We start from the raw sequence: 23,644 nt of genomic DNA, 5'->3' as shown, positions 1-23,644 counted from the left end.
CCGCTAAACTTAAAATCCGTAATAAGGTCCGTATAAAGAAAGGTAATACTATACGCTTTCTCGGGAAAGCACATATCAGAAAGTGTGATATTAGTATCAGAGGCAATAACAACCAGCTTATCATTGGCAATAACGTCAATATAAAAGGCAGCACTATCGAGATAGATGGAGAGAATTGCACAATCTATATTAATGCAGATTGTGTAATTGGCGAGCGTTGCTATATATCATGTCGAGAACGGAACATAAATATAACAGTTGGCCACTCCTGCATGTTTTCGAGGAATGTAAAAATAATGACATCCGACGGCCATGATATATTATTAGGAAGCGAAAGAATAAATCCGGCAAAAAATATACATATCGGTAATAATGTATGGCTCGCGGATGACGTAATCATATTAAAAGGAGTTATCATTGATGATAATGCCATCGTCGGCATTCGGTCTCTAGTCACCAAGAATATTCCACAAAAAACCGTTTCAGCAGGAAATCCAGCCAAAGTAGTCAAAGAAAATATCACCTGGAGAAAAACCCTAACATATTAAAAAAGTTAAACTATAATTTAAAGGCCATTCATTTACAAACTTAAAAATTAAGAGAAGCAAGCCACGATGAAAATAACTGACACCAGTGTGATTAAGCTCAGTACATTCCTAGCTCTTGCATTGCTGCTCATGACAAAAAACGGAAGCGTACTCATTATCACATTATTAATGTTGTATTCCGTTCGACATTTATATATAAACAAAAACCAATCACGTCTAAATCGTTTTGATTTTATCGTTGTCGCGACACTAGCTACTTACTTTCTAGTTAATATTCCAGTGGCAATTTCAGATCACTCCACTCTACGTTATTTTCAAGGAGGCATACGACTCATCCTATGCATTCCTATTTACTTTTTTATTTATGCTACCATTATTAACCCAAAATCAATTCAAGACAAGCTGTCTCAGGGAGTAATCATAGGATCAGTTGGAGCATTTTTTGTTGCTATCTATCAGTTTTTTTTGTTAGGAATGCCTCGAGTTGATGGTTTTTTGTATAGTATAAATTTTGGCTATCTCTCCTGTGCTCTTGCATTTCTATCACTTTGTCTATCCACTGAAAGAGACAAGTATTTTCTACCATTAATTTTCGCAAGCATATTAAATACAATATCAATGTTTTTGACATTTACCCGAGGGGCCATATTAGCAGCACCTTTGCTTTTAATGCTATTCATAATCTTAAAATGGCGTGACTTTGGTGGAAAAAGAATTACATCCATTCTATCTATTTGTTTAACTTTAATATTCACTCTTTATGCCACCATTCCTGAAGTGAAAGAAAGGATTAATTACACGATCTCGGAGTTTAGTGACATTAAAAATGGAAATTATAACTCAGCCATATCCAGTGGAACGCGATTATATTTATGGAAGGCAGCTATTGAAGCCTATAAGCTAAGCCCCTTGATTGGCCTTCCTTACCATGATAGAGAAGTACTTAACAAACATCTTTATCAACAAGGGGAAATAAACATATACGCTCTCGATACCACTAGAGGCCATGCCCATAATCAATACTTCGAAATGCTTGCTAGCAACGGGTTTTGCGGTCTATTAGGAATTACACTCATGTTATTTATTCCTTTCATTGTCTTTCTAAAACACTATATATCAACAAAAAGCATCTGGGGATTTACTGGGACTATTTTTGTGGCAGGATTTATCATTTATGGACTAACAGAGGTACCTTTAGAGGCCAACCTTATTAGCACTTTTTATGGTTTTATGCTAGCGACAATTTTTGCTATGATTCGTATAGAAAAATATAATTAATCCATCAACATTATATAGGGATTAATAAAATTTAATGAAACTTTTGATTATTGGCCCGTCATGGGTAGGCGATATGGTAATGTCACAGAGCTTATACCAACGCCTAAAGCAGCTACACCCTAACGCACAGATTGATGTTTTAGCGCCAGCTTGGTGCAAGCCGATTTTAGAACGTATGCCTGAAGTCAATCAAGCAATTGAAATGACGATTGGCCATGGTGCATTCAATCTCCATGAGCGTAAGGCCATTGGTCATGAGCTACGAGACAAACACTACAATCAGGCTTATGTGCTGCCCAATTCAGCAAAATCTGCTCTGATTCCGGTATTCGCCAAAATCCCACGCCGTACTGGCTGGAAAGGTGAATTTCGTTATGGGCTGCTTAATGACTTACGTCCGGACAAACGTGTATTTCAATACATGGTTGAAAGGTACGTCGCATTGGCTCATCCCAAAGCGACAATGCGAGCAGACGTTTCATTGGAACACTGTCCAAGACCAAAACTCACCGTTGACCATAACGCGCAGCAGAAGGCGCGCCAGAGACTCGGCTTAGATTCGACGCGGCCGATTATTGGTCTTTGCCCAGGAGCAGAGTTTGGCCCTGCTAAACGCTGGCCCGATCACTACTACGCCGAAGTCGCTCGCTATGTGATTGAACAAGGCTTTCAGGTGTGGTTGTTTGGCTCAGCGAAAGATCATCCAGTCACAACCCAAATACAACAAGCATTAAGCTCAGAGCAACAAGCATACTGCGCCAATCTTGCTGGAGAAACCTCGTTAATTGAAGCGGTTGACTTACTTGCTGCTTGTCATACGGTGGTGAGCAATGACTCAGGATTAATGCATGTTTCTGCAGCTGTCGGGTGTAATATTGTCGCTATTTACGGCTCTAGCTCCCCCAAATACACGCCACCACTGACCGATAAACTGGCGATGGTGCATACAGATATTGAGTGTCGCCCTTGCTTTAAACGAGAATGCCCGCTAGGCCATATGGATTGCCTCAATTCTCTATTGCCTTCTCGTGTCATTGAAGCGCTAAACCTATTTATCGTGCCCGATGCGAAATCGGCACTCGCTAATGAGATATAAACACTTATGAACAACCCCGCTAAAGTGGCTGCTAACCGACTAATTCGTCTGACGGGTAACCTGTTTAAAATGCTCTCTTACCCGTTTCATTGGGTGTTTCCAAAGCTGCGTTTTACGATTCCCGCTTACTCACCAGCTAAGCTAAAAATGCGTGCCAATGCCACCATTCCGCGCACTATTTGGCAAACCAACTTCACCAATCAAGCTTCACTACCGGTTTACCTTAACTATCTGTTTAACCGCCTAATGTCGCTCAGCTGTGACTATCGCTATGTGAGTACCGAAGCACCTGGTGAGTTCTTAAAAGAACATGCTTCGCCGGAAGTTTATGACGCTTATTCACGCCTTACTAACGGCGCAGCCCAAGCTGATTTATGGCGTTTAGTGGTGCTTAATACCTATGGTGGAGTGTATATGGATATTGATGCCACGCTGGTATGGCCGCTCGATAAGCTGCTCGGCGACTCACAAGAGCTGTATATTCGCATTAAAAATAATACCGAGATCACTAACTACTTCATTGCAACTGCACCAAACAATCCAGATCTACAGGCCACAATTGAACAGGTGGTTTATAACGTGAATCACTACGAGCCTTCCATGGGGGTGTATCACTCCACAGGACCAACGGTACTCAATAACATCTTGTCAGCTAAAGCGGTGATTCACACTCAAGATCGTAAATACGTATGTATTCAGGGCACCTTTACCAATGAACACTTCCAGTACATCGATAAACCTCGTGGCAAGTGGACACACATCAACCCCGAAGATCTCGTGAAAAAATAATGCTACTCCGTACGCTTTATACGCTTTTACTCACTTTAGCTGCACCGTTTTTGCTGTGTGGTCTCTATCGCCGTAGACAGGGAAAACCCAGTGTCGGAAAACGTTGGAAAGAGCATTTCGGCATTACCCCTCCACTAAAAGCCGCAAAACCACCGATCTGGATCCACGCCGCATCGGTGGGTGAAACCTTAGCGGTAACGCCACTCATAAAACAAATTAAACAGCGTTCACCGAATACACCGATTCTGCTGACTACCACCACCCCGACGGGTGCAGAACAAGCGGAAAAATTGGCCGATTGGGTTGAGCATCGCTATACCCCGATTGATTTTTCGTTTGCCGTGAGAGGCTTTTTGCGTCGTGCCCGACCTTGCCAATTGATCATCGTGGAAACAGAGCTATGGCCAAATACTCTACATACTGTCGCCAAAGCGGGTTTACCCATCACACTCGTGAATGCACGACTTTCGGAAAAATCCTATCGCGGCTATCAACGAATTCGTCCGTTCTTTAACTGCATGGCGAAGCATCTCAGCCTAGTGTTGTGCCAATTCGCAGACGACGCGCAGCGTTTTATTCGGCTCGGTATAGATGAGAAAAAAGTCAAGATTACTGGATCGATTAAGTTTGATATCAACATCACCGATGAGGTAATTGCTCAAGGTGAAGCGCTCAGAACGGCTTTAGGAAACCATCGTCCAGTCTGGATAGCCGCAAGTACACATCAAGGCGAAGATGAAATCGTCTTAGCCGCACATCAAGCGATCCTCAAGCAACATCCTGATGCATTGTTGATTTTAGTGCCGCGCCATCCTGAACGTTTTGTGGCTGTTCATAAGCTCGCGGCCAGCCTCTTTTCAGTGCAAACTCGTAGCAGCCAACAAACCATAACCTCCGACACTCAAGTGTATCTCGGCGATACCATGGGCGAGATGCTGGTATTACTCGGCGCTTCTGATGTGTGTTTTATGGGTGGCAGTTTAGTGGGCAAAAAAGTCGGTGGGCATAATTTGCTTGAACCTGCCGCGCTGGCAAAACCCATCATTACAGGCCCTAGCTTTTACAACTTCACTGATATCACTCATGCACTCATCAACGCATATGCCTGTGTGATTGCTAACCAATCAGAAAGCATCACCAAGCAGGTGAATCATTGGTTTACTGATACTCAAGAACGGAAGCAATCCGGAAAAAATGCCTTAGCGATTGTGATGCAAAATCGTGGAGCTCTCGAAAACACCTTGATCGAATTAGGTTTTACTAAGGAATTCGCCCAATGAAAAAATTGATCGTCGACCTCGACGGCACTCTCACCCAAGCCAATACTTCCGATTATCGTAACGTACTACCTCGGCTTGATGTGATTGAGCAACTTCGCGAATATCACCAACAAGGGTTTGAGATTGTGATTTCGACGGCGCGTAATATGCGTACTTATGAGGGTAACGTCGGCAAAATCAATATCCACACGCTTCCTATCATTACTGAGTGGCTGGATAAACACCAAGTGCCTTATGATGAAATTTTAGTAGGAAAACCTTGGTGTGGGCACGATGGCTTTTACATTGATGATCGCGCCGTGCGTCCTTCCGAATTTGCCTCGATGAGTTTGGAAGAGATCCACCAACTCTTTGAGAAGGAAAAATCATGTTCTTAATTATGTCTGGTGCATATGTTGGCCAAGAGTTGGAATCTGAATTTGGGCGTATTCCTCCGAGTTTTCTGCCGTTAGGCAATCGTCGTCTTTTTCAGCATCAAGTTGCTTTAGCACCACAAGACGTAAAAGTTTATCTCTCTTTGCCTGAATCTTATGCTGTCTCAGAGATCGACCGCCAATGGCTTGAACAACATCAGGTGACAATTATCGCGACGCCGGATGGACTCAGCTTAGGGGCATCACTGGTGGCGGCACTCAATATTAGTGGGCACTCACTCAATGCACCACTGCACATCCTCTACGGTGATACGCTATTTAACCAACTGCCCGTTGGTGATGATATCGTCAGCGTTTCCACCGCAAAAGACAGCTATAACTGGGCCGTATTAACTAATGATGAAGTCGATTGGCTACAAGATGCCAATACGCCCATGAGTCACGAAAGTCAGCGAATTATCGATGGTTACTTCAAATTCAGCCGACCACGGGAACTGGTTCGTTGTATCACTCAGAGTGAATGGAAGTTTATTGCAGGCCTCAATCGCTATCATAAAAGCGTCGGCTTAAGTGCGGTCAATTCCATCGGTTGGCTCGATTTTGGCCATGTGAATACTTACTATCACTCCAAAGCCGAATTCACCACTCAGCGCGCCTTTAATGAACTGACCATCACCGCTAAATGGATTGAAAAATCGAGCATCAAAAACCAAAAAATCGCCGCTGAAGCTTACTGGTTTGACAATCTACCAATGGCGATGCGAGGCTTCATTCCACAATATTTAGGTAGCCAAAACAGCGAGGGGAAAATTTCCTATCGTTTAGAGTATCTCTACCTAACAGCACTGAACGAGTTATTCGTTTTTTCCAGATTACCGAGCCAAATCTGGCAAAAAATCTTAGCTAGCGCAGTGGAGTTTTTAAGCCTATGCCTTGAGCAATCGGTCGAGCCAAATGCTCCTATCAATACTCTCGACATACTGTTTGCCGATAAAACCGATCTACGCCTCAAAGAATTCTGTGCAGCGCGACACATCACTTTAGAAGATCAATGGCAGTACGCTGGACAACATGTTTCGCTAGCGCAAATTCTACGTGATAGCCAAAAACATTTGCCTAATGGGGAACCCTTGTTAGGGGTCTTACACGGTGATTTTTGCTTTAGCAACATTTTGTATGACTTCCGAGCCAATAAGATTAAGACGATTGATCCTAGAGGGATGACCCCTGATGGGCAGAAAACACTGTATGGTGATATCCGCTACGATCTCGCTAAGCTGAGTCATTCGATTCTTGGCTTGTATGACTGGATTATTGCTGGTTACTACCATGTTGAAATTGCCGATAACGCGATCGAATTAAAGATTGCCGAGCAGAGCCATCATAAAGAGACGCAACAAGGTTTTATCGAACTGATTGAACAGACCTTCGGTCTCACGGCGAAAAATCTCTACGCGATGCAAATTCAACTATTCCTATCCATGTTGCCTTTGCACGCCGATGATCGCCACCGCCAAGATGCCTTGTTTGCGAATGCGTTTCGTCTCCACCAAATTTTATTGAGGCTTGATCAATGATTGTGATCCCAATGGCGGGAATGAGTTCTCGCTTCTTTAAAGCTGGTTATACACAGCCTAAATATATGCTTGAAGCCCATGGTCAAACTCTGTTTGAACACTCAGTCAACAGCTTTACCGCCTATTTTGCTAGCACTCCGTTTCTGTTTATTGTGCGCAATGTTTACGACACTGCGGCCTTTGTGCGCGAAAAAGCGACTCAGCTTGGAATTAAACAGTTTTATATTGCTGAATTGCATACCGAAACTCGCGGCCAAGCAGAAACGGTGACCTTGGGGTTAGAGGAATTAGCAAAGCAAGGCGTGGACTATCAAGGCTCGATCACAGTGTTTAACATCGATACATTCCGTCCGAATTTTGTATTCCCTGACATTAGCCAACACAGCGATGGCTACCTAGAAGTGTTTCAGGGCAGCGGTGACAACTGGTCTTTCGCCAAACCAGAGCATACTGGCAGCACTAAAGTGATTCAGACAGCCGAGAAAAATCCGATTTCCAATCTCTGTAGCACCGGGCTTTATCACTTCAATCGTAAAGAGGATTACTTGGAGGCGTATCGCGAATACATTGCCAGACCTAGCCAAGAATGGGAGCGAGGCGAGCTATACATTGCGCCACTCTACAATTTGCTCATTCAAAAAGGGTTGAATATTCACTACCACCTGATCGCGCGTCATGAGGTCATTTTTTGTGGCGTGCCAGATGAGTACACTGACTTTTTGAGGCAGCCACAACCATGATCAAGATTGATGATGAAGCGATCACTTTTGTTGTACAGGGGCCGGTACAAGCCAGCGCCAGTCGTCAGCAAATCGCGGGTATCACAGAGCAGTGTTTGAACTCCATACGGCGCTTTTTTCCTAAATCGACCATCATTCTGTCGACTTGGAAAGGGCAGCCGTTGGATGGGCTCGATTACGACCAAGTGTTGGAATTGGATGATCCCGGCGCAAATACCGTTTTTCATGATGGCAAGCCACTCAAACTCAATAATAACCGTCAGATGTACAGCACCCATATGGGGCTGAAAGCGGTGAAAACGCCTTATGCGGTTAAGTTACGTACCGATAACCTACTGACGGGACGCCAATTTGTTGAGCTGTATGAACGATATGCCGATCTCCCTAGAGCGCAGAATTATCAATTTTTGACTCAGCGAGTGCTCACCAGCAGCACGTTTTTTATTTCAAGCCACTACGGGCATCCGGTTCATTTTCATAAAAGCGATCTGTTTGACTTTGGCCTGACCCAAGATCTCCTGACCATTTGGTCTGATCGCTGGATACCGGAATTACGCTTCACGCTTAAGCCGGGCTACAAAGCACGCCACCCGGCAACAGAGCAAGTTTTATGTCTGAACTGGATCTCTGCTCTACTTGGTGAAGAGCACCATATCGAGAGTAAAACCTGCGATCACGCAGGCTTAGGTGAAAACTTTTGGCCACAGTTTATGGCCAATAACTTACTCATGGATTGTCCAGAAAATATTGGATTGGATGTCACTGAGCGCTTCTATAAACGAGGTAATCTGGCGCTTGAATATGACCTTAAGGATTGGCTGTATCTTAACGGTTTGATCTCTAAAAATACTCTAATCGATAAAAAGCGTATTTATAGAGCATATAAAAAATGGACAGGGTTGATGATTAAGAAAATCCATCCAACTCGAGTGACAAAATAAGAGTTTCCAATTGATAGCAAAGCGAGTGAACAAGATTAATTGACTATGAAAACCCAAAAACGCTTTTTAACTGTTAATGAGCTTATTCAGTTAAAAAAGTCCCATATCACGCTCAAAAAGTGGTTTAAGAAAGCCTATAAGATCGCTGAGCCACTCGCGATTGAGCCACACACACACTTTAGTATCTCAAGAAATCATTTGTGGCAAATGGGGGCATTTTCATACTCCCATTCTGCACTGCCAGTAGATTCAATCGTTGGCCGATACTGCTCGATCTCTGGCGGTTTAAAAATAATCGGTACTGAGCATCCTCTCCACACCTTTACAACATCGCCATTAACTTATGAGTATGATTTTCTGGGTGGTGAACGCCAACCATTCGCACTAAAACCGCTCAAACCGATAGAAAGATTAGTCATAGGTAATGATGTATGGATTGGCCAAAATGTATCTTTAAAAGCAGGGATAAAGATTGCTGATGGTGCTGTTATCGCTGCAAATGCCGTCGTCACCAAAGATGTCCCACCATACGCAGTGATGGGAGGTATTCCGGCAAAGGTAATCAAATATCGATTCACTGCAAGTGAAATTGCATCATTATTAGAAATTAAATGGTGGGATTATCACTATAAAGATTTCTCAGGCATGGATTTAAATTTTTCCGGAACACAAATGTGTGCATATTTTAAACGTCAACTACCAAAAATAGAACCATACTCACCAGAGAAAATTTATCTAAGCTAACCAACCAGTGTATTGTAACTTACAATATACGCAAATTTAATTGTTATCATTAAGCTATATCATAGTTATGGTGTAATTAAATAAGAACAACGCAGCATTTAACTACGTGCGTTGTTCTTAACGATATCAGCCACTAAAAATAAAGAACCATACCGGATTAGGTATTACGTGGTTCAGCTGCATAACTTAACTATCACCTGAAACCTTCATTTATTTATTTCTAACCAATGCAAGGCTAACACCCTCCCTCCTTCATAGTTAAGATGATTATTATCGAAATATAAAGGTGTATTATTTAACTGACTCTTACAACTAGTTTCATCGCAAAGAAGTGAGACAACCGGGATGACTTTAACTTGTGGATATTTTTTTGCAATATCATATATAATGGTATTAGCAGCCTCCTGACGTTCAAGCATTACGTTTAAAGGCAAATCACATGATATACCTTTCATCCAAGCATACGTGCTTTTCTTAATTAGGCAGTTGCTCGGATTGAAGCTATAAGCTGGTGCTTGCTCAAACAAAATAGGCTTGATACCTGCCCCAATTAGATGGCTAATTGTCTGTTCTAAACCTTCTTTTAAAGCTCTACGACTATTATCAATCGACTCACTATAGTCCGTTTTATCACCTAAATAGACACGACTACCTTTTTCGCCTATAGCACGTGTTGTTTCTGTGTACATGGCCCAACGCCCAGCTAAAAACACCATGCTTGGTTTTAATTCAGTGAGTTTGAGAGCAATTTCATTATTTCGTTGAGAACACTCTTTCTCAGGCTGACCATATTTAATTAGGTCATGGCCTAGAATAGGAGGGCACCCACCCAAACCACCATATAATGCTGAAAAACCTTGTTTTTTTCCCAACACGTCGACAAAACTTCGAAAATGTCCGGCATGAGAATCACCCCAAACATAAGCTGTGATCGGTTTTTTAATATTTCCGATCACTGTTGACTCAAAAGGGTATGAGTCAACAACTTGAGGTCGACGTTTCTTATCGTCATCGAATGTATAGGATGATTGGCGAAATATTTCTTGGACTGAATTGCTGAATCGGTCAGGATACCCGTCTTGTGAAACGATCGTTTTCGCTATCATAACTATCCCACCTATTGGCAAGATTAAATAAAACAAATAAACCCATAGATTGCCAATCTTCGAATTTCGCAAAGGGGTTTCGAACCACCGCCAAGAGACAAAGGAGAGCACAACCGTGATCACGCCACAAATGATGGCATCAACAATCGTAAAGCTAATGAAATAGTAACGATAAAATGCTAAGACCGGCCAATGCCATAGATACAATGAATAAGACAAGCGACCTATGAACGCCATAGGGCGCAAACTCAATATATAAGAAACGATACTTGTTTTTGACACACCAGATAAGATGACTAAAGCCGAAGCTATAGTCACAACGAGCGCATGAAGCCCAGGGAAAATATCATTTTCATTCAAATAAAAGGAAAGGAATGCAAGGCTTACCATCCCGGCAATGCCAGTGAACTGCCAAAATCCCATCGGTAAATCCATACTGATTTTTTTTTTGCAAACCATTATGGCTAAAAATGCGCCAATCAAGAACTCAAAAGCCCTACTTTGAATTAAGTAATAACTAGAACTACCGCTTAACCTTGCCATGTACTCAGAGTAAGCAATTAACCCTACTAAACTCGAAGAAATAACGAACCAAAAGCAACGTAGCGTTAAGCTACGTGTAATTAAAATTAAGGCCATAGGCCAAATAAAGTAAAATTGCTCCTCTAACGATAATGACCACGTATGAAGCAATGGGAGCGTTTCAGAGGCTGGGGCAAAATAGCCAGAATGCTTTTCAAAATAAACATTACTAATAAATGAGCTTGCATAACGCAAACTATCTGCAAAACCAACAAAATCATTTGGCGTGAAAAAAAAATACGCAAAAAAAAGACTTGTCATCACCACCAGATAAAACAATGGCAGAATTCTCTTTATTCGCCTCACATAGAAATGATTAAAAGAAAACTCATCATTTAAAATCCTAGGGTAAATTGCTGATGTTATGATATAGCCAGATATAACAAAGAAAACATCAACACCTATAAAACCTCCAGGGATCCAATCGGCGTTCATATGAAATAAAATAACCATCAAAACGGCGACAGCTCTCAAGCCATCGATGTCTGGTCTATACTTAATATCACTCATTAAAATCTACTTATTTTTTACTAGCAGTTGCTCCCACTGCTCGTTTGACCAATATATATTACGCTTGACAAATTCCTTTTCAAACGAACGTTTTAATCTATTTAAATTTTCTTGTTTCCAAACTTCACCCTGCTGTACAAAACATTTATCAAAATCAATAATCCATACTTTCTCTTGTTCATCAATCAAAATGTTATGAATATTAAGATCTGTGTGGTTGACTTGCGCATCGTGCATTTTGCGGATCTCACGACCGATTTTACGATAGAGTTCATTACTGATCGGGCTTTCTTGTAAAATGCTCACCAGATCGCGGGCATTCGGCACTTTTTCACTTAAGAGATCGGCTTTATACAACAGTCCATGTTTTTGTACGCGAGCGGCTATTGGGCGCGGTACGTTAACACCAGCGTCACGTAAGTGATTGAGCAACATAAACTCTTGATAACTGCGGCTCTTTTCCCAGCCCGCGAACCAGTAAGAATCGGCCACCAGCTTGCCAAACAAACCACCGCGGCGATAATGACGCAACGCACCTTGAGTCTGTTGCAACTGCACAAACCACGTGGTGCCTCGCCCTGATGCACTACCGATCAGCTTATTGTTTTGCTGCCAAAACTCAGGGTTACAGCATTGACTTGGATCTTCATGCAAAAGCGCGTCGTCAAACCAAATTTTCTGCTGAGCGTCGTTGAACGTCTGTATCAAGGGGCGATTCCTATCATTATCTTGTAGTTTTGCAATACTACCCTTCATGTTGTCTACGACATTTTACATTTTCTCATCAGCTCTGCATAATTCTGACTCCATTCTCGAATAGATCTGGTTATGGCATTGTTTCAATCAGCCCCACACTCCATCTGCATTCTTCGCCTATCCGCTATCGGCGATGTTTGTAACGCAATAGCTTCTGTACAAGCCATCCAGCGTGAGTGGCCACTCACTCATATTACTTGGGTTGTTGGTAAAGCAGAGTCAGCATTGCTACAAGCAGTCGACAATATTGAAGTGATTCCCGTCGATAAAAAGCAAGGTTGGCGTGGATATCTACAACTCTACAGAACACTACGCGGTAGAAAGTTTGATGCATTGCTGCATATGCAAACAGCATTTCGCGCAAGTCTAGCCAGCTTGTTGATTAAAGCGCCCTTGCGACTCGGATTTGACTCCACGCGTACTGGCGATAACCAGCATTGGTTTATCAACACACCAGTGCCTTCACCAACATCCACTCATGTCCTTGATGGTTTTATGCAATTTGCTGCAGCACTCGGCGTAAAGAATCTGCAGCCAACGTGGACGCTGACGATCCCAGCGCAAGATATTGCGTGGGCTACACCTTACAAAACCGATAAACCGCTATTAATTATCGCTCCCGCTAGCAGCAAAGCGTATAAGAATTGGACTGTTGCTGGATATGCTGCACTAGCCCGTCATGCAGCCGCAAGAAATGTCGATGTTATTCTAACGGGAGGGCCAGCGCCCGCTGAAGAGCAACTCTCATCCAAAATTTGTCAATTAGCGGAAGATGCTATCACTCACAACCTGACTGGCAAAACATCGTTGCTGCAAATGCTAGCATTATTACAGCAAGCAGATATTGTCTGCAGTCCAGACAGCGGGCCCGCGCATATGGCAGCAGCGCTAGGTCGCCCCGTATTGGGTATTTATGCGCACCATAATCCACAACGAACAGGCCCCTATGGATGGCAGCAGTATATTGTGAGCAACTACGCACAGAATATTACAGCTCAAACAGGAAAGACTATTGAGCAGTTGCCGTGGCGCTCACGCGTCAAAGATCCACTTGCCATGCAGCAGATTGATGCATCTGAAGTACTACACAATTTTGATCGTATGTTGACCGACTGTGGAATAACAAAATGACCACTATGCCCCGCCAATCAACGCTGAGCGTTGTTCTTATCGTTAAAAATGAAGCTGAAAACCTCAGACTTTGTCTCGAAAGTGTGCGCTCACTTGCTGATGAAATCATCGTAGTTGATAGTGGCAGTAGCGATCAAACTGAACAAGTCGCTCGCCAATTTACATCACAGTTCATCGTGCACGATGACTGGCCAGGGTTTGGTCGTCAAAGACAAATAGCACAATCATACGCAAGCTGTGATTACATTTTATGGTTAGATGCTGACGAGCGCATTAGCCCTGAATTGCACGCGAGTCTAGAAAGCGTATTAGCGCAGCCCGTTGATACTCATGCTCTCTATCAAATCTCTCGTCTTAGCTGGGTATTTGGTCGCTTTATTCGCCATTGCGGCTGGTATCCTGATAGAGTGGCTCGTCTCTATGCACGCCAACTTACCACGTACAATGATGCATTAGTGCATGAAAAAGTGATCATTCCCCCTAAAGCAAAAATCCAAACTCTTGAAGGTGACCTTCTACATTACACTTACCGAGATCTGGAACACTATCTTGTTAAGTCTGCTGGTTATGCCGCTGCGTGGGCGACTCAACGGCAAAAGATAGGCAAGAAAAGCAGCATTAGCAGTGGAATATTGCATGCCATCGGCTGCTTTCTAAAGATGTACATTGTCAAAGCTGGATTTTTAGATGGTAAGCAAGGTTTTTTACTCTCAGTGCTATCGGCACATTCCACCTTCGTCAAATATGCCGATTTATGGATTAAAAACCTAGACCACTCAACCAAGAACTAGCGCTTTGGGCGGCAACACGCGGATCAATCAGCTGCATATTTTCCTGCGTTTCCTCTCCTGCGGGAGGACAAAAAGCAAGATGCCGCCCCTGGCGATTCAATGGCTGCCAACGTAACGGTGTTGCAGAGCGTCGACTAGGAAAAAAGCCAATAGTCGGAATATCCAAAGCTCCGGCAATATGCAAAGGACCTGTTGAACCTGCAACAAACAAATCCGCGCAGCTTAAAATGTGAACAAACTGCGTTAGCGTCGCATCACTGCCCAACAAAACGACATCACCACCATCACGAGCAATGAGCTGTTCCAGCTCTTTAGCATAAGCTTGCTCTGTTGGACCGGCAGTCAACACCCACTGGATCTTATGCTGGTTTTGTAGCTCAAAGGCAAAATCCGCATATTGCTGTAAATTCAAATTACGTGCCGATCCGCCACTTCCCGCATGAATAAAGCCCCATTTGAGTGCCGGGTTCAAACCATAATGTTGAATCAAGTACTCTCGTTGCTTAGCAATATCTTCGATAGCAAAAGACAAATAGGGCGCATGTGGTTCCACGATATTGATTTGCAAGGAATTTAAAAAATGCCGGATTAAATCTAAGTTATATTCTGACTCTGGTTTTTGCGATCGTGAGCGGCGCTGAGCTAAACGATGGTTGAACAAAATCTGCGCCCACTTGGTAGCAGGAGCTAATCGATATGGGATATGTGCACGCCATAACATCCAAGCAATACGGCTCGTTGAAAATAGACAAATCGCGGCATCAAAACCTAACCCACGTAATGTTCGCTGCAACTGCTGCTGCACATCTTTTGATGCATGTTCACCCGGATCAATCACAACCTCATCAATCCATGGACACATTTCAGCTAATGCAGCCGTATAGTGTGGGACAAGAGCATAAATCCGAGCTTGTGGCATAGATGCCTTAAGCATCGCAAAACTTGGCCATGCCAACATAAAATCACCGATTTTGTCATTCCGCACAACCAGAATGCGTTTCATTTCACTCTCTCATTTGCCTACAATAGAACAAATAATACAAAAAACTGCGCCTGTATGTCCCATGCATTCCACATTTAAAGACATACAATCCCAACACCACTACAGCGTGTGATGAATCAATTACAGGAGTCGCCCACGTATGGCTCGTCGTTTAATTTACCCTGGGACATTTGATCCTATTACTCTTGGTCACCTTGATGTGATTACGCGCTCGCTCCGCTTGTTTGATGAATTAATTATTGCTGTTGCAGCCAACCCAACCAAAAAAACCATGTTTACACTGGAAGAACGGGTACAGCTAGTGCAGCAAAGTACATCTCATCTCAGCGGTGTCCAAGTCATCGGATTTACTGGACTGCTTGCCGATCTCGCCAAAGAATACCAAGCCAATGGGCTACTACGTGGCGTACGCGGCACCACCGACTTCGATTATGAATTTCAGCTTGCCGCAATTAATCGCCGCCTCAATCCAGGGCTAGAAACCGTCTTTCTAACCCCAACAGAGGAGTGGAGTGCCTTATCCTCAACAATCGTGCGTGAAGTTGCAGTACATGGTGGTGATATCAGTGGTTTTGTATCGCCCCCCGTGCACCAAGCCCTACAAAATAAACTGGGACTTTAAGCGTCTTTCCGCAATGGCTGACAATGTGGGCAATAAAAACTATTGCGCTGGCCAATCCGCATGCTTTCAATCGGGGTACCACACACGCGGCAAGGTTCACCCGCTCGGCCATACACTTGCAAGGTTTGCGCAAAGTAACCAGGGCGACCATCGGGCTGAGTAAAATCACGCAGCGTTGTGCCGCCTTGCTCAATCGATCGTGTCAGCACTGACTTGATGACTGAGACCAATTGGTCACATTGTGCTGTAGTCAGTGCATGTGCAGGTAACATTGGGTGCAGCCGACATTGAAACAGCGCTTCATTGGCATAAATATTTCCCACCCCTACCACTACCTGATTGTCCATCAACCACGCTTTTAACGCAGTGCGTCGTTTACGACTACTCTGATACAGATACGTGGCATTAAACTCTGAGTTCAATGGCTCTGGCCCCAGTTTAGCCAATAATACATGCGAGAGCGGCGTCTCACTCCACAACCAACACCCAAAACGGCGCGGATCGTTATAACGCAGCACTTGCCCATTGCCCAGCTGCATATCCACATGATCATGTAACGCTGGCGGTGTCCCCGTTGGCACAACACGCAAACTTCCCGACATGCCCAGATGGATGATGATCCATCCGATAACTTTGTTGATTACAGGCTGACTGATTTGCAACAGCAGATATTTGGCGCGCCGCTCTACCGCCGTCACACGCATACCGTGCAACCCCATGATTTCAGAGGCTACCGGCCAGCGTAATTTCGACTGCCGAACCACCAGCTGCACAATGGTTTGCTGTAAAACATACGGCAAAATGCCGCGTCGGCTGGTTTCTACTTCCGGTAACTCAGGCATACGAAAACCTTAGCGGTAAATGAAATTATCAGGAATAAATATCGTTACGCTTCTTTACATTGAGAGACTCATGTATGGATAAAAATCCATAAAATGTTATCCATAGCTTAGGGTGAGATAAGGTCGATTACACCCCAATACAAGCCTGAAAGATATCCACCATCACAGGAACCATGCATCAGCACGTTTCTGACATTTTAACATGGCACTTTCAAGATAAAATCAACACTCAATTTCTGAAAGATTACCTGCCATCGTGGTAGGTATGTAAACAAGGTTAGCACTGTGATATCGATTGTTATTCCAGCAAAAAATGAACAAGGCAATATCGGGCCATTGATGCAAGAAATTCATCAGGCTCTGCATAACGTGACACCATTTGAAATTGTCGTCGTCGATGATGGCAGCAATGATGCTACATACCACGAAATTCTCGCTACAGCCACAACCTTGGGCTGTAATGCACAAGCTATCCGCCACCAATACAGCACGGGCCAAAGTACTGCGGTACACACCGGAGTACAACATGCCCAAGGCGATTGGATTGTGACACTCGATGCTGATGGACAAAATGACCCCGCAGACATACCAGCATTACTGGCTAAAGCTAGCGCAGTAACCGTGAGCGATTTTTGTATCGCGGGCTACCGTAAACATCGCAAAGATACGGCTTGGAAGCGCACCCAGTCCCGTATTGCCAATAACATTCGGCAGGCCTTGCTACATGATGGTGTGCCAGACACCGGATGTGGACTAAAGCTTTTCCCGCGCGCAACCTTTTTGCAACTACCGTACTTTGATCACATGCATCGCTATATTCCCGCTTTAATCCGCCGCATTGGAGGGGAAATCCACGTACAAGAAGTAAATCACCGAGATCGTACCGTTGGTGAATCTAAATACAATGCATGGAATCGCGCGTGGGTAGGTATTGTCGATATGCTGGGCGTGATGTGGCTACAAAAGCGCTCACGTCCCGTCCTCATTGAAAAAACAGAAAAAACGGCCTGATATGCGCATACTCAAAGTGTGTTTTACCAGCATGCTGTTATTTGGACTAGGAATACTAGTTCATTATGATGCATTTGCTCACTTTACTGATAGCCACTGGGTTGCCCAGTATCTACAGGAGCAAGGAAACATCGCACTCTGCGTTTTAATCGGTTTTGGTGCATTGTTTACCGCCGTGGGAGGACCGCGGCAGGTCATCTCATTTATCTTCGGCTATTCCTTAGGGGCTCCCTTCGGCATTATTCTGAGTTTATTTTCATGCCTACTGGGTAGTTTATTTGCCTTCTACATGGCTCGATTCACTCTCCACCACTGGTTACATCATCGTTTCCAGCACCGTATCACTAAACTTGATCGAGCATTCAGTAAGCAAGCATGGGCAAAAATACTCATGATCCGCCTATTTCCTGTCGGTAATAATTTACTGACCAATTTATTGGCTGGAGCATCACATATTAAGCTCAATGGTTTTTTGGGTGGTACGCTACTCGGTTATTTGCCACAAACCATTATTTTTGCTTATGCCGGCTCAGGAATCGGTCTGGACAAATCAGAAAACCTCATCATTAGTGGTGTGCTATTTTTTATATCCAGCCTGATTGGTATTTATTTATACCGACAACACAGAGCTATAGCACTTCCTAAAAATGCGTCCGCACATCATACAAATCAACAAGGATGACTATGCATTTCGCATCTGAACTCTATAAACGCACATTGGACAGCGACAATTACGGAAAAGTACTCACCCTACTCCTCCTATTTGCCACCATCATTATTTTTACTGGCATTGGGTTACGTTCACCATGGCCTGCGGATGAACCGCGATTTGCTGAAGTAGCACGCGAGATGGTAAGTACGGGTAACTGGTTAATTCCGATGCGAGGAGGTGAGGCGTACCCCGATAAACCGCCTGTTTTTATGTGGGCAATTGCGCTATTTTATTGGCTCAGCGGAAACCTAAAAATCGCATTTTTACTTCCCAATGCCTTGTGCTCACTTCTCACCCTATTTCTAGTTTTTGATCTTGGTACAAGATTATGGAATATAAAAACCGCACGTAACGCAGCATTACTGCTTCTCCTGTTTCCTCAGTTCATTATCCAAGCAAAAGTTGCTCAAATTGATGCTATGGTGACAGCTTGGATAACTCTTGGCTGCTATGGATTACTGCGTCACTTCTTACTTGGACCAAACTGGAAATGGTATTTTATTGCCTGGGGCATGATGGGGTTAGGCATTATTACTAAAGGAGTTGGCTTTCTGCCTGTTTTCTTATTGCTTCCCATCGCAGCATACCAACTAGCAGGTAAGAAAATAAGTGAGAATACCTTCACTCGCAAAGGTTTATATGGTCCAGCTGTAATGTTGGGTGTTATTGCCTTATGGCTAGTACCTATGTTGCTTTATGTTTGGATTAATGGCAGTCAAGAGCTTATACAATATCGTAATAACATCCTATTCAAGCAAACAGGGGAGCGCTATGTGAATGCATGGCACCATATTGAACCTTGGTATTACTACTTATTGGATGTCATTCCTGGACTGTGGTTTCCAGCTCTACTATTGATAGTGGCGTATGCTAAAAAAATCGTTTCGGCGATTCGAATGCAACCACAAATTGCTATTTTATTTTGCTGGGTAATTTGTGTCCTTGCTTTTTTTAGCTTAAGCCCAGGAAAACGTGGAGTTTATATTTTACCGGCACTACCAATGTTTAGTTTAGCCCTTGCCGCCTCTATCACCCCATTTACGCAAGTTCGCTGGTTTGAACGCCTGCTCAGCGTAATTCTATGGGGGCTGGGTGGTGCTATGGTACTTACCGGAATACTTGCTTTAGCGCGTTTACCTGTATTAACCAAAGCTATTACCACAAACCTGAATGCCATTGCTCTACTTGTTATTCTGATTGGTGCTCTCTGGCTTACCATCCAGTACTTGTTACGCAAAAAATCCAGCATGCTGCGTATGGGGGCCTCTATGAGTATGACTTGGCTACTCATCAGCCTATTCGGATATCCATTGTTGGAGCCGATGCGAACGCCCGAAATCATTTTAAAAAATGCGGAAAAAATTACGGGTCCAGGGGGTGAATTAGGTCTAATTAATTTTAAAGAACAATTTATTTTATTCTCTCCACTAAATATTACCCATTTTAGCTATCTGGCTCCGGTGGAACAGCAAGAGCGTAACGGCTGGCAATGGATGCAAGAAGGCGAACATCGCTACCTAATTGTACGGCAAAACCAGCCATTATCTTGTATCAATACCGCACAAGGTCAAATGCTGGGTAAAGCTCATGGTGATGAATGGGTGTTAATCTCAAAGCAAGATCTTACGCCAGACTGTGAAAAACCCACACACCGTGAGCTGTTTTTTACGCCAAAACCTGCTGCATGGCTGAACCTCTAGCTCACCATGCCGACCCTCTGATGTGGATATGTGATTTTCCCCAGATCCACATCTCCCCTATGCCAGATGGTATTTAGACATAAAAAAACCCAGCCGAAGCTGGGTTTTTGACAAGTCAGAGAAGAAAAATTATTTAATTTTTGCTTCTTTGTACACTACGTGCTGACGAACAACTGGATCGAACTTTTTCAGTTCCAGTTTTTCAGGCATAGTGCGCTTGTTTTTAGTAGTGGTGTAATAGTGACCAGTGTTGGCAGAAGACACCAACTTGATCTTTTCACGAATACCTTTAGCCATGAGTCAGCTCCTTACACTTTCTCACCGCGGGCACGCAGTTCAGCAAGAACAGCTTCAATACCCTTTTTGTCGATGATACGCATACCCTTGGTGGAAACACGCAGGGATACGAAACGTTTCTCGCTTTCTACCCAAAAGCGATGAGTGTGCAGGTTCGGCAGGAAGCGACGACGAGTCGCATTCATCGCGTGAGAGCGGTTATTACCGACTGCCGGACGCTTGCCAGTTACTTGGCATACTCGGGACATGTCAATTCTCCAAAAATCAAATCAGCTCGAGCGTCGTTAGGTTAAGGCTACCTCGTCAGGCAACGTGCCTTACCCGTGATTCTCAAAGGTCGGGGATTGTACAAGATATCTTGCCATTGCTCAAGAGGCAGTCACCCTCAGGATCAAGAAAGGATCTGCCGTTAACGGGCAAGATACCCCGACAAGTATCTAAACCACCAAAGAGGCTTTCCATATCATGGTGTACACAATACGGGATGGCGTTACTGGTGCTGGGCGTAAGGATACCTCGTTCAGCGAACAAGTAAAAATTAAACTGATGAGTTTGTCGATAAATCAGCCTAAATCCACCCCCGCTCCGCAAACGAAACGGTTTCACCGGTGCCAACCACCACATGATCGAGCACCCGGATCTCCACCAATGCACAGGCATCTTGAATCTGACGCGTAATTTGCCGATCAGCTCGACTGGGCTCAGCAACGCCAGAGGGATGGTTATGCGCCAAAATCAGCGCCGCCGCATTACATGCCAGTGCCGCTTTGATTATTTCACGGGGATGCACGGTGGCGCTATTAAATGTTCCGGCAAATAACTCCTCTTTTTTGATCACCCGATGCTGATTATCCAAAAACAGGACTAAAAAAATTTCGCGTTCGCGGCTGCTTAAGCAACTTTGCAGATACTGCTGAGTGTCTTGCGGGCTACTCAAGGCACTGTCGCGCTGCAACTTCTCGGCCAAATAGCGGCGTGACATTTCGATGCTAGCCTGCAGCTGCACATATTTGGCTTCACCTAAGCCGTGCTGGCGACAAAACGTCAGCTGGTCTGCCGCCAGTAAAGCGCGCAGCGAACCAAAATCGCGTAGCAGACGCCGCGCCAGTTCGACCGCGTTACAACCTTGAATACCAGTGCGCAGGAAAATAGCCAAGAGCTCGGCATCGCTCAGCGCACCGACCCCCTGTTGTAATAATTTCTCCCGTGGTCGCTCGGCCATCGGCAATGCTTTTAATGGAACATGCGTCATCTGTGGCATTCCCTGCATCGATGAAAATACGCGTCTTGACGATATACGGTTAATACTGGCCGTAATCGGTCGCTGATAGGTTGTAGAAGATCTCGACTGCGTGTGCGATCGCCGCGGCAAAAAGCTGCGAGACTGACCGCAACTTGCGCCCAGAGAGCGGCCCGCGTACGCGGCTTCACGGCGCAAGCCCAGTGGGCGAAGCGCAAACACCGACGGATGTGGTAAAGTGTGCCGCATTGAGTCAACGTGATGTAGCCAATTTGCCAGAGGCGGAAATCGGCCATGAGTGCATTAACCAATAAACGAGTCCTGCTCGGGATCAGCGGCGGGATTGCGGCGTACAAATGTGTGGAGCTGGTACGCCGTCTGCGTGAGCAACGCGCAGAAGTGCGGGTGGTGATGACCGCCGCCGCCAAAGCTTTTATTACCCCACTGACCTTACAAGCCGTCAGCGGACACCCTGTGGCTGATGATCTGTTAGATCCGGCTGCCGAGTCCTCCATGGGGCATATCCAGCTGGCCAAATGGGCTGATCTGGTGTTGCTGGCACCGGCCACCGCCGATCTGATGGCGCGCATGGCGGCGGGTATGGGAAATGACCTGCTAACGACCTTGTGTCTGGCCACCAACGCGCCACTGGCGATTGCACCGGCCATGAATCAGCAGATGTATCAAGCGCAGGTCACCCAAGAAAATATCGCCAAACTGGCCGCTCGTGGTGCGCTGATTTGGGGGCCAGCCGAAGGGGCGCAAGCCTGTGGCGATGTCGGCCCAGGCCGCATGTTAGAGCCGGCCGAGCTGTGCCAACGCGTCAGCCAGCACTTTGCCCAGCAGCAAGATTTAGCCGGCATCGCGGTGCTGATCACCGCTGGCCCAACTCGCGAAGCGCTCGACCCGGTGCGTTTTATCAGCAATCACAGCTCTGGCAAGATGGGCTATGCGATTGCCGCCGCCGCTGCCGCACGTGGCGCGACGGTCACTTTGGTCAGTGGACCGGTCAATTTGCCAACCCCTGCCGGGGTTAAGCGCATTGATGTGGAAAGCGCGTTGCAAATGCAAAGCGCGGTGATGACCGAAGTCACACATCACCAGATTTTTATTGCCTGCGCTGCCGTGGCCGATTATCGTGCCGCCTGCGTCGCGCCGGAAAAGATCAAAAAAGCCGGTGACGAAATCAGCCTGACGCTGGTCAAAAATCCTGACATTGTGGCCGGCGTTGGTGCAATGACCACCCAGCGCCCCTTTGTGGTGGGGTTTGCGGCTGAAACCCAGAATGTGGAACAATATGCGCGCGGCAAGCTCGCCCGCAAGAATCTGGATCTGATCTGTGCCAATGACGTGTCCCTACCGGGACAAGGCTTTAACGCCGATCAGAACGCCCTGCATCTATTCTGGAAAGACGGGCAACACTCACTGGCGCTGGACAGCAAGGCCGCTCTCGGCCAGCAACTGATGGACAACATCGTCCGGCTCTACCGGCATACAGCAAACAATACGCTCTCATGAAAAAAATAGACCTGAAAATTCTCGACTCTCGCATCGGTGATCAATTTCCGCTGCCGTCTTACGCCACTGAAGGCTCTGCGGGTCTGGACCTGCGTGCCTGTCTGGATGATGCCATTACGCTGGAGCCGGGCAACACCGTGCTGGTGCCCACCGGTCTGGCGATTCACATCGGTGACCCGTCATTAGCCGCCGTGATCCTGCCGCGCTCTGGCCTTGGCCATAAGCATGGTGTGGTGCTCGGCAATCTGGTCGGTCTGATTGACTCCGATTACCAAGGGCAGCTGATGGTATCGGTGTGGAACCGTGGCCAGCAGACCTTTGTGATTGAACCGGGTGAACGTCTGGCACAGCTGGTGTTCGTGCCGGTGGTGCAGGCCGAATTCAATTTGGTCACCGATTTTGCCGAGAGTGAACGTGGTGCGGGTGGCTTTGGCCATACCGGTCGTCAGTAACTCT

The 23,644-nt window shown here is 45.3% G+C and carries 25 protein-coding genes; 18 read left to right on the top strand and 7 right to left on the bottom strand.

From position 1 onward, the window contains the following. Positions 1-296: 296 nt before the first annotated feature. The 10 genes from L975_RS18460 to L975_RS18685 all read left to right on the top strand — a co-directional run bounded on the left by L975_RS18460 (position 297) and on the right by L975_RS18685 (position 9,367). On the top strand, positions 297-548 hold the full coding sequence (locus tag L975_RS18460; RefSeq protein WP_218185599.1) for a hypothetical protein: 252 nt from the start codon (positions 297-299) through the stop codon (positions 546-548). Positions 549-614: 66 nt separating this feature from the next. Next, the gene (locus tag L975_RS12600) at positions 615-1,826 is read left to right on the top strand and encodes an O-antigen ligase (RefSeq protein WP_047708932.1); all 1,212 of its coding nucleotides are present in this window, start codon (positions 615-617) and stop codon (positions 1,824-1,826) included. A gap of 34 nt (positions 1,827-1,860) precedes the next feature. Then, on the top strand, positions 1,861-2,922 hold the full coding sequence (waaF, locus tag L975_RS12595) for a lipopolysaccharide heptosyltransferase II (RefSeq protein WP_039046073.1): 1,062 nt from the start codon (positions 1,861-1,863) through the stop codon (positions 2,920-2,922). A gap of 6 nt (positions 2,923-2,928) precedes the next feature. Next, positions 2,929-3,711 carry a glycosyltransferase family 32 protein gene (locus L975_RS12590; RefSeq protein WP_047708931.1) on the top strand — a complete coding sequence of 261 codons (783 nt, stop codon included), beginning with the start codon at positions 2,929-2,931 and terminating at the stop codon, positions 3,709-3,711. Next, complete coding sequence (waaA, locus tag L975_RS12585) at positions 3,711-4,991, top strand: lipid IV(A) 3-deoxy-D-manno-octulosonic acid transferase (protein ID WP_047708930.1); 1,281 nt, start codon at positions 3,711-3,713, stop codon at positions 4,989-4,991. Before L975_RS12590 ends, waaA begins: the two co-directional genes overlap by 1 nt. Further along, positions 4,988-5,368 (top strand): HAD-IIIC family phosphatase, encoded by a 381-nt coding sequence (locus L975_RS12580; RefSeq protein WP_000734013.1) that lies wholly within the window; start codon positions 4,988-4,990, stop codon positions 5,366-5,368. The genes waaA and L975_RS12580 overlap by 4 nt, the downstream gene beginning before the upstream one ends. Further along, the gene (locus L975_RS12575) at positions 5,359-6,942 is read left to right on the top strand and encodes a capsular biosynthesis protein (protein ID WP_047708928.1); all 1,584 of its coding nucleotides are present in this window, start codon (positions 5,359-5,361) and stop codon (positions 6,940-6,942) included. Before L975_RS12580 ends, L975_RS12575 begins: the two co-directional genes overlap by 10 nt. Then, entirely contained in the window at positions 6,939-7,682 is a 744-nt protein-coding gene (locus L975_RS12570; protein ID WP_047708926.1) for a glycosyltransferase family 2 protein, read from the top strand. Before L975_RS12575 ends, L975_RS12570 begins: the two co-directional genes overlap by 4 nt. After that, positions 7,679-8,623 carry a WavE lipopolysaccharide synthesis family protein gene (locus L975_RS12565; RefSeq protein ID WP_047708924.1) on the top strand — a complete coding sequence of 315 codons (945 nt, stop codon included), beginning with the start codon at positions 7,679-7,681 and terminating at the stop codon, positions 8,621-8,623. Before L975_RS12570 ends, L975_RS12565 begins: the two co-directional genes overlap by 4 nt. 45 nt (positions 8,624-8,668) lie before the next feature. Beyond that, positions 8,669-9,367 carry a CatB-related O-acetyltransferase gene (locus L975_RS18685; RefSeq protein ID WP_039046079.1) on the top strand — a complete coding sequence of 233 codons (699 nt, stop codon included), beginning with the start codon at positions 8,669-8,671 and terminating at the stop codon, positions 9,365-9,367. A gap of 206 nt (positions 9,368-9,573) precedes the next feature. On the opposite strand, the gene L975_RS12555 is transcribed toward L975_RS18685, so the two are convergent. Continuing rightward, a complete protein-coding gene (locus L975_RS12555; protein WP_047708922.1) occupies positions 9,574-11,565 on the bottom strand; it encodes an acyltransferase family protein in 1,992 nt (663 codons plus the stop codon). 6 nt (positions 11,566-11,571) lie between these two features. Then, positions 11,572-12,321 carry a 3-deoxy-D-manno-octulosonic acid kinase gene (locus L975_RS12550; RefSeq protein ID WP_072033073.1) on the bottom strand — a complete coding sequence of 250 codons (750 nt, stop codon included), beginning with the start codon at positions 12,319-12,321 and terminating at the stop codon, positions 11,572-11,574. A 72-nt stretch (positions 12,322-12,393) separates the two neighbouring features. On the opposite strand from L975_RS12550, the gene L975_RS12545 reads away from it, so the two are divergent. After that, complete coding sequence (locus L975_RS12545) at positions 12,394-13,452, top strand: glycosyltransferase family 9 protein (RefSeq protein ID WP_039046082.1); 1,059 nt, start codon at positions 12,394-12,396, stop codon at positions 13,450-13,452. A gap of 5 nt (positions 13,453-13,457) precedes the next feature. Next, positions 13,458-14,243: a glycosyltransferase family 2 protein gene (locus L975_RS12540; protein WP_039046116.1), complete on the top strand. Its 786-nt coding sequence runs from the start codon at positions 13,458-13,460 to the stop codon at positions 14,241-14,243. Here the strand turns inward: L975_RS12540 and L975_RS12535 are convergent. After that, positions 14,212-15,246, bottom strand: coding sequence for a glycosyltransferase family 9 protein (locus L975_RS12535; RefSeq protein ID WP_039046083.1), 1,035 nt, complete (start codon positions 15,244-15,246; stop codon positions 14,212-14,214). The genes L975_RS12540 and L975_RS12535 overlap by 32 nt on opposite strands. A gap of 139 nt (positions 15,247-15,385) precedes the next feature. On the opposite strand from L975_RS12535, the gene coaD reads away from it, so the two are divergent. Next, positions 15,386-15,868, top strand: a complete 483-nt coding sequence (gene coaD / locus L975_RS12530) for a pantetheine-phosphate adenylyltransferase (protein WP_047708921.1) — start codon at positions 15,386-15,388, stop codon at positions 15,866-15,868. On the opposite strand, the gene mutM is transcribed toward coaD, so the two are convergent. Next, the gene (gene mutM, locus L975_RS12525; protein WP_039046085.1) at positions 15,865-16,710 is read right to left on the bottom strand and encodes a bifunctional DNA-formamidopyrimidine glycosylase/DNA-(apurinic or apyrimidinic site) lyase; all 846 of its coding nucleotides are present in this window, start codon (positions 16,708-16,710) and stop codon (positions 15,865-15,867) included. The two genes, coaD and mutM, sit on opposite strands and share 4 nt — an antisense overlap. A 285-nt stretch (positions 16,711-16,995) precedes the next feature. Here mutM and L975_RS12520 point away from each other — a divergent pair, with 285 nt between their 5' ends. The 3 genes from L975_RS12520 to L975_RS12510 are packed head-to-tail and all read left to right on the top strand — an operon-like array spanning position 16,996 to position 20,133. Beyond that, entirely contained in the window at positions 16,996-17,721 is a 726-nt protein-coding gene (locus L975_RS12520) for a glycosyltransferase family 2 protein (protein ID WP_039046086.1), read from the top strand. Positions 17,722-17,752: 31 nt separating this feature from the next. Next, a complete protein-coding gene (locus tag L975_RS12515) occupies positions 17,753-18,403 on the top strand; it encodes a TVP38/TMEM64 family protein (protein ID WP_177326644.1) in 651 nt (216 codons plus the stop codon). A gap of 2 nt (positions 18,404-18,405) precedes the next feature. Continuing rightward, positions 18,406-20,133, top strand: a complete 1,728-nt coding sequence (locus tag L975_RS12510; protein WP_177326643.1) for a glycosyltransferase family 39 protein — start codon at positions 18,406-18,408, stop codon at positions 20,131-20,133. Positions 20,134-20,262: 129 nt separating this feature from the next. On the opposite strand, the gene rpmG is transcribed toward L975_RS12510, so the two are convergent. The 3 genes from rpmG to radC form a co-directional block, all read right to left on the bottom strand. Continuing rightward, positions 20,263-20,430, bottom strand: a complete 168-nt coding sequence (gene rpmG / locus L975_RS12505) for a 50S ribosomal protein L33 (RefSeq protein ID WP_010864916.1) — start codon at positions 20,428-20,430, stop codon at positions 20,263-20,265. Positions 20,431-20,441: 11 nt separating this feature from the next. After that, positions 20,442-20,678, bottom strand: coding sequence for a 50S ribosomal protein L28 (gene rpmB, locus L975_RS12500; protein WP_010864917.1), 237 nt, complete (start codon positions 20,676-20,678; stop codon positions 20,442-20,444). Positions 20,679-20,998: 320 nt separating this feature from the next. Beyond that, positions 20,999-21,682 carry a DNA repair protein RadC gene (radC, locus tag L975_RS12495; RefSeq protein WP_010864919.1) on the bottom strand — a complete coding sequence of 228 codons (684 nt, stop codon included), beginning with the start codon at positions 21,680-21,682 and terminating at the stop codon, positions 20,999-21,001. A 282-nt stretch (positions 21,683-21,964) separates the two neighbouring features. Between radC and coaBC the strand changes: the two genes are divergently transcribed. After that, positions 21,965-23,188 carry a bifunctional phosphopantothenoylcysteine decarboxylase/phosphopantothenate--cysteine ligase CoaBC gene (gene coaBC / locus L975_RS12490; RefSeq protein WP_047708919.1) on the top strand — a complete coding sequence of 408 codons (1,224 nt, stop codon included), beginning with the start codon at positions 21,965-21,967 and terminating at the stop codon, positions 23,186-23,188. Next, complete coding sequence (gene dut, locus L975_RS12485; RefSeq protein WP_010864921.1) at positions 23,185-23,640, top strand: dUTP diphosphatase; 456 nt, start codon at positions 23,185-23,187, stop codon at positions 23,638-23,640. Before coaBC ends, dut begins: the two co-directional genes overlap by 4 nt. The last annotated feature ends 4 nt before the right edge of the window (positions 23,641-23,644 follow it).

This window comes from Plesiomonas sp. ZOR0011, from assembly GCF_000800945.1.
GTDB classification, from domain to species: domain Bacteria; phylum Pseudomonadota; class Gammaproteobacteria; order Enterobacterales; family CAMTGL01; genus Plesiomonas; species Plesiomonas shigelloides.
Note: the sequence above shows the minus strand (reverse complement) of the source record. Positions and strands in the feature narration are given on the sequence as shown.

Bases quoted from the DNA above. Each gene is read 5' to 3' on its own strand.
- L975_RS18460 (WP_218185599.1), top strand. From the start codon at position 297: ATGACATCCGACGGCCATGATATATTATTAGGAAGCGAAAGAATAAAT.
- L975_RS12600 (WP_047708932.1), top strand. From the start codon at position 615: ATGAAAATAACTGACACCAGTGTGATTAAGCTCAGTACATTCCTAGCT.
- waaF (WP_039046073.1), top strand. From the start codon at position 1,861: ATGAAACTTTTGATTATTGGCCCGTCATGGGTAGGCGATATGGTAATG.
- L975_RS12590 (WP_047708931.1), top strand. From the start codon at position 2,929: ATGAACAACCCCGCTAAAGTGGCTGCTAACCGACTAATTCGTCTGACG.
- waaA (WP_047708930.1), top strand. From the start codon at position 3,711: ATGCTACTCCGTACGCTTTATACGCTTTTACTCACTTTAGCTGCACCG.
- L975_RS12580 (WP_000734013.1), top strand. From the start codon at position 4,988: ATGAAAAAATTGATCGTCGACCTCGACGGCACTCTCACCCAAGCCAAT.
- L975_RS12575 (WP_047708928.1), top strand. From the start codon at position 5,359: ATGTTCTTAATTATGTCTGGTGCATATGTTGGCCAAGAGTTGGAATCT.
- L975_RS12570 (WP_047708926.1), top strand. From the start codon at position 6,939: ATGATTGTGATCCCAATGGCGGGAATGAGTTCTCGCTTCTTTAAAGCT.
- L975_RS12565 (WP_047708924.1), top strand. From the start codon at position 7,679: ATGATCAAGATTGATGATGAAGCGATCACTTTTGTTGTACAGGGGCCG.
- L975_RS18685 (WP_039046079.1), top strand. From the start codon at position 8,669: ATGAAAACCCAAAAACGCTTTTTAACTGTTAATGAGCTTATTCAGTTA.
- L975_RS12555 (WP_047708922.1), bottom strand. From the start codon at position 11,565: ATGAGTGATATTAAGTATAGACCAGACATCGATGGCTTGAGAGCTGTC.
- L975_RS12550 (WP_072033073.1), bottom strand. From the start codon at position 12,321: ATGAAGGGTAGTATTGCAAAACTACAAGATAATGATAGGAATCGCCCC.
- L975_RS12545 (WP_039046082.1), top strand. From the start codon at position 12,394: ATGGCATTGTTTCAATCAGCCCCACACTCCATCTGCATTCTTCGCCTA.
- L975_RS12540 (WP_039046116.1), top strand. From the start codon at position 13,458: ATGCCCCGCCAATCAACGCTGAGCGTTGTTCTTATCGTTAAAAATGAA.
- L975_RS12535 (WP_039046083.1), bottom strand. From the start codon at position 15,246: ATGAAACGCATTCTGGTTGTGCGGAATGACAAAATCGGTGATTTTATG.
- coaD (WP_047708921.1), top strand. From the start codon at position 15,386: ATGGCTCGTCGTTTAATTTACCCTGGGACATTTGATCCTATTACTCTT.
- mutM (WP_039046085.1), bottom strand. From the start codon at position 16,710: ATGCCTGAGTTACCGGAAGTAGAAACCAGCCGACGCGGCATTTTGCCG.
- L975_RS12515 (WP_177326644.1), top strand. From the start codon at position 17,753: ATGCTGTTATTTGGACTAGGAATACTAGTTCATTATGATGCATTTGCT.
- L975_RS12510 (WP_177326643.1), top strand. From the start codon at position 18,406: ATGCATTTCGCATCTGAACTCTATAAACGCACATTGGACAGCGACAAT.
- rpmG (WP_010864916.1), bottom strand. From the start codon at position 20,430: ATGGCTAAAGGTATTCGTGAAAAGATCAAGTTGGTGTCTTCTGCCAAC.
- rpmB (WP_010864917.1), bottom strand. From the start codon at position 20,678: ATGTCCCGAGTATGCCAAGTAACTGGCAAGCGTCCGGCAGTCGGTAAT.
- radC (WP_010864919.1), bottom strand. From the start codon at position 21,682: ATGACGCATGTTCCATTAAAAGCATTGCCGATGGCCGAGCGACCACGG.
- coaBC (WP_047708919.1), top strand. From the start codon at position 21,965: ATGAGTGCATTAACCAATAAACGAGTCCTGCTCGGGATCAGCGGCGGG.
- dut (WP_010864921.1), top strand. From the start codon at position 23,185: ATGAAAAAAATAGACCTGAAAATTCTCGACTCTCGCATCGGTGATCAA.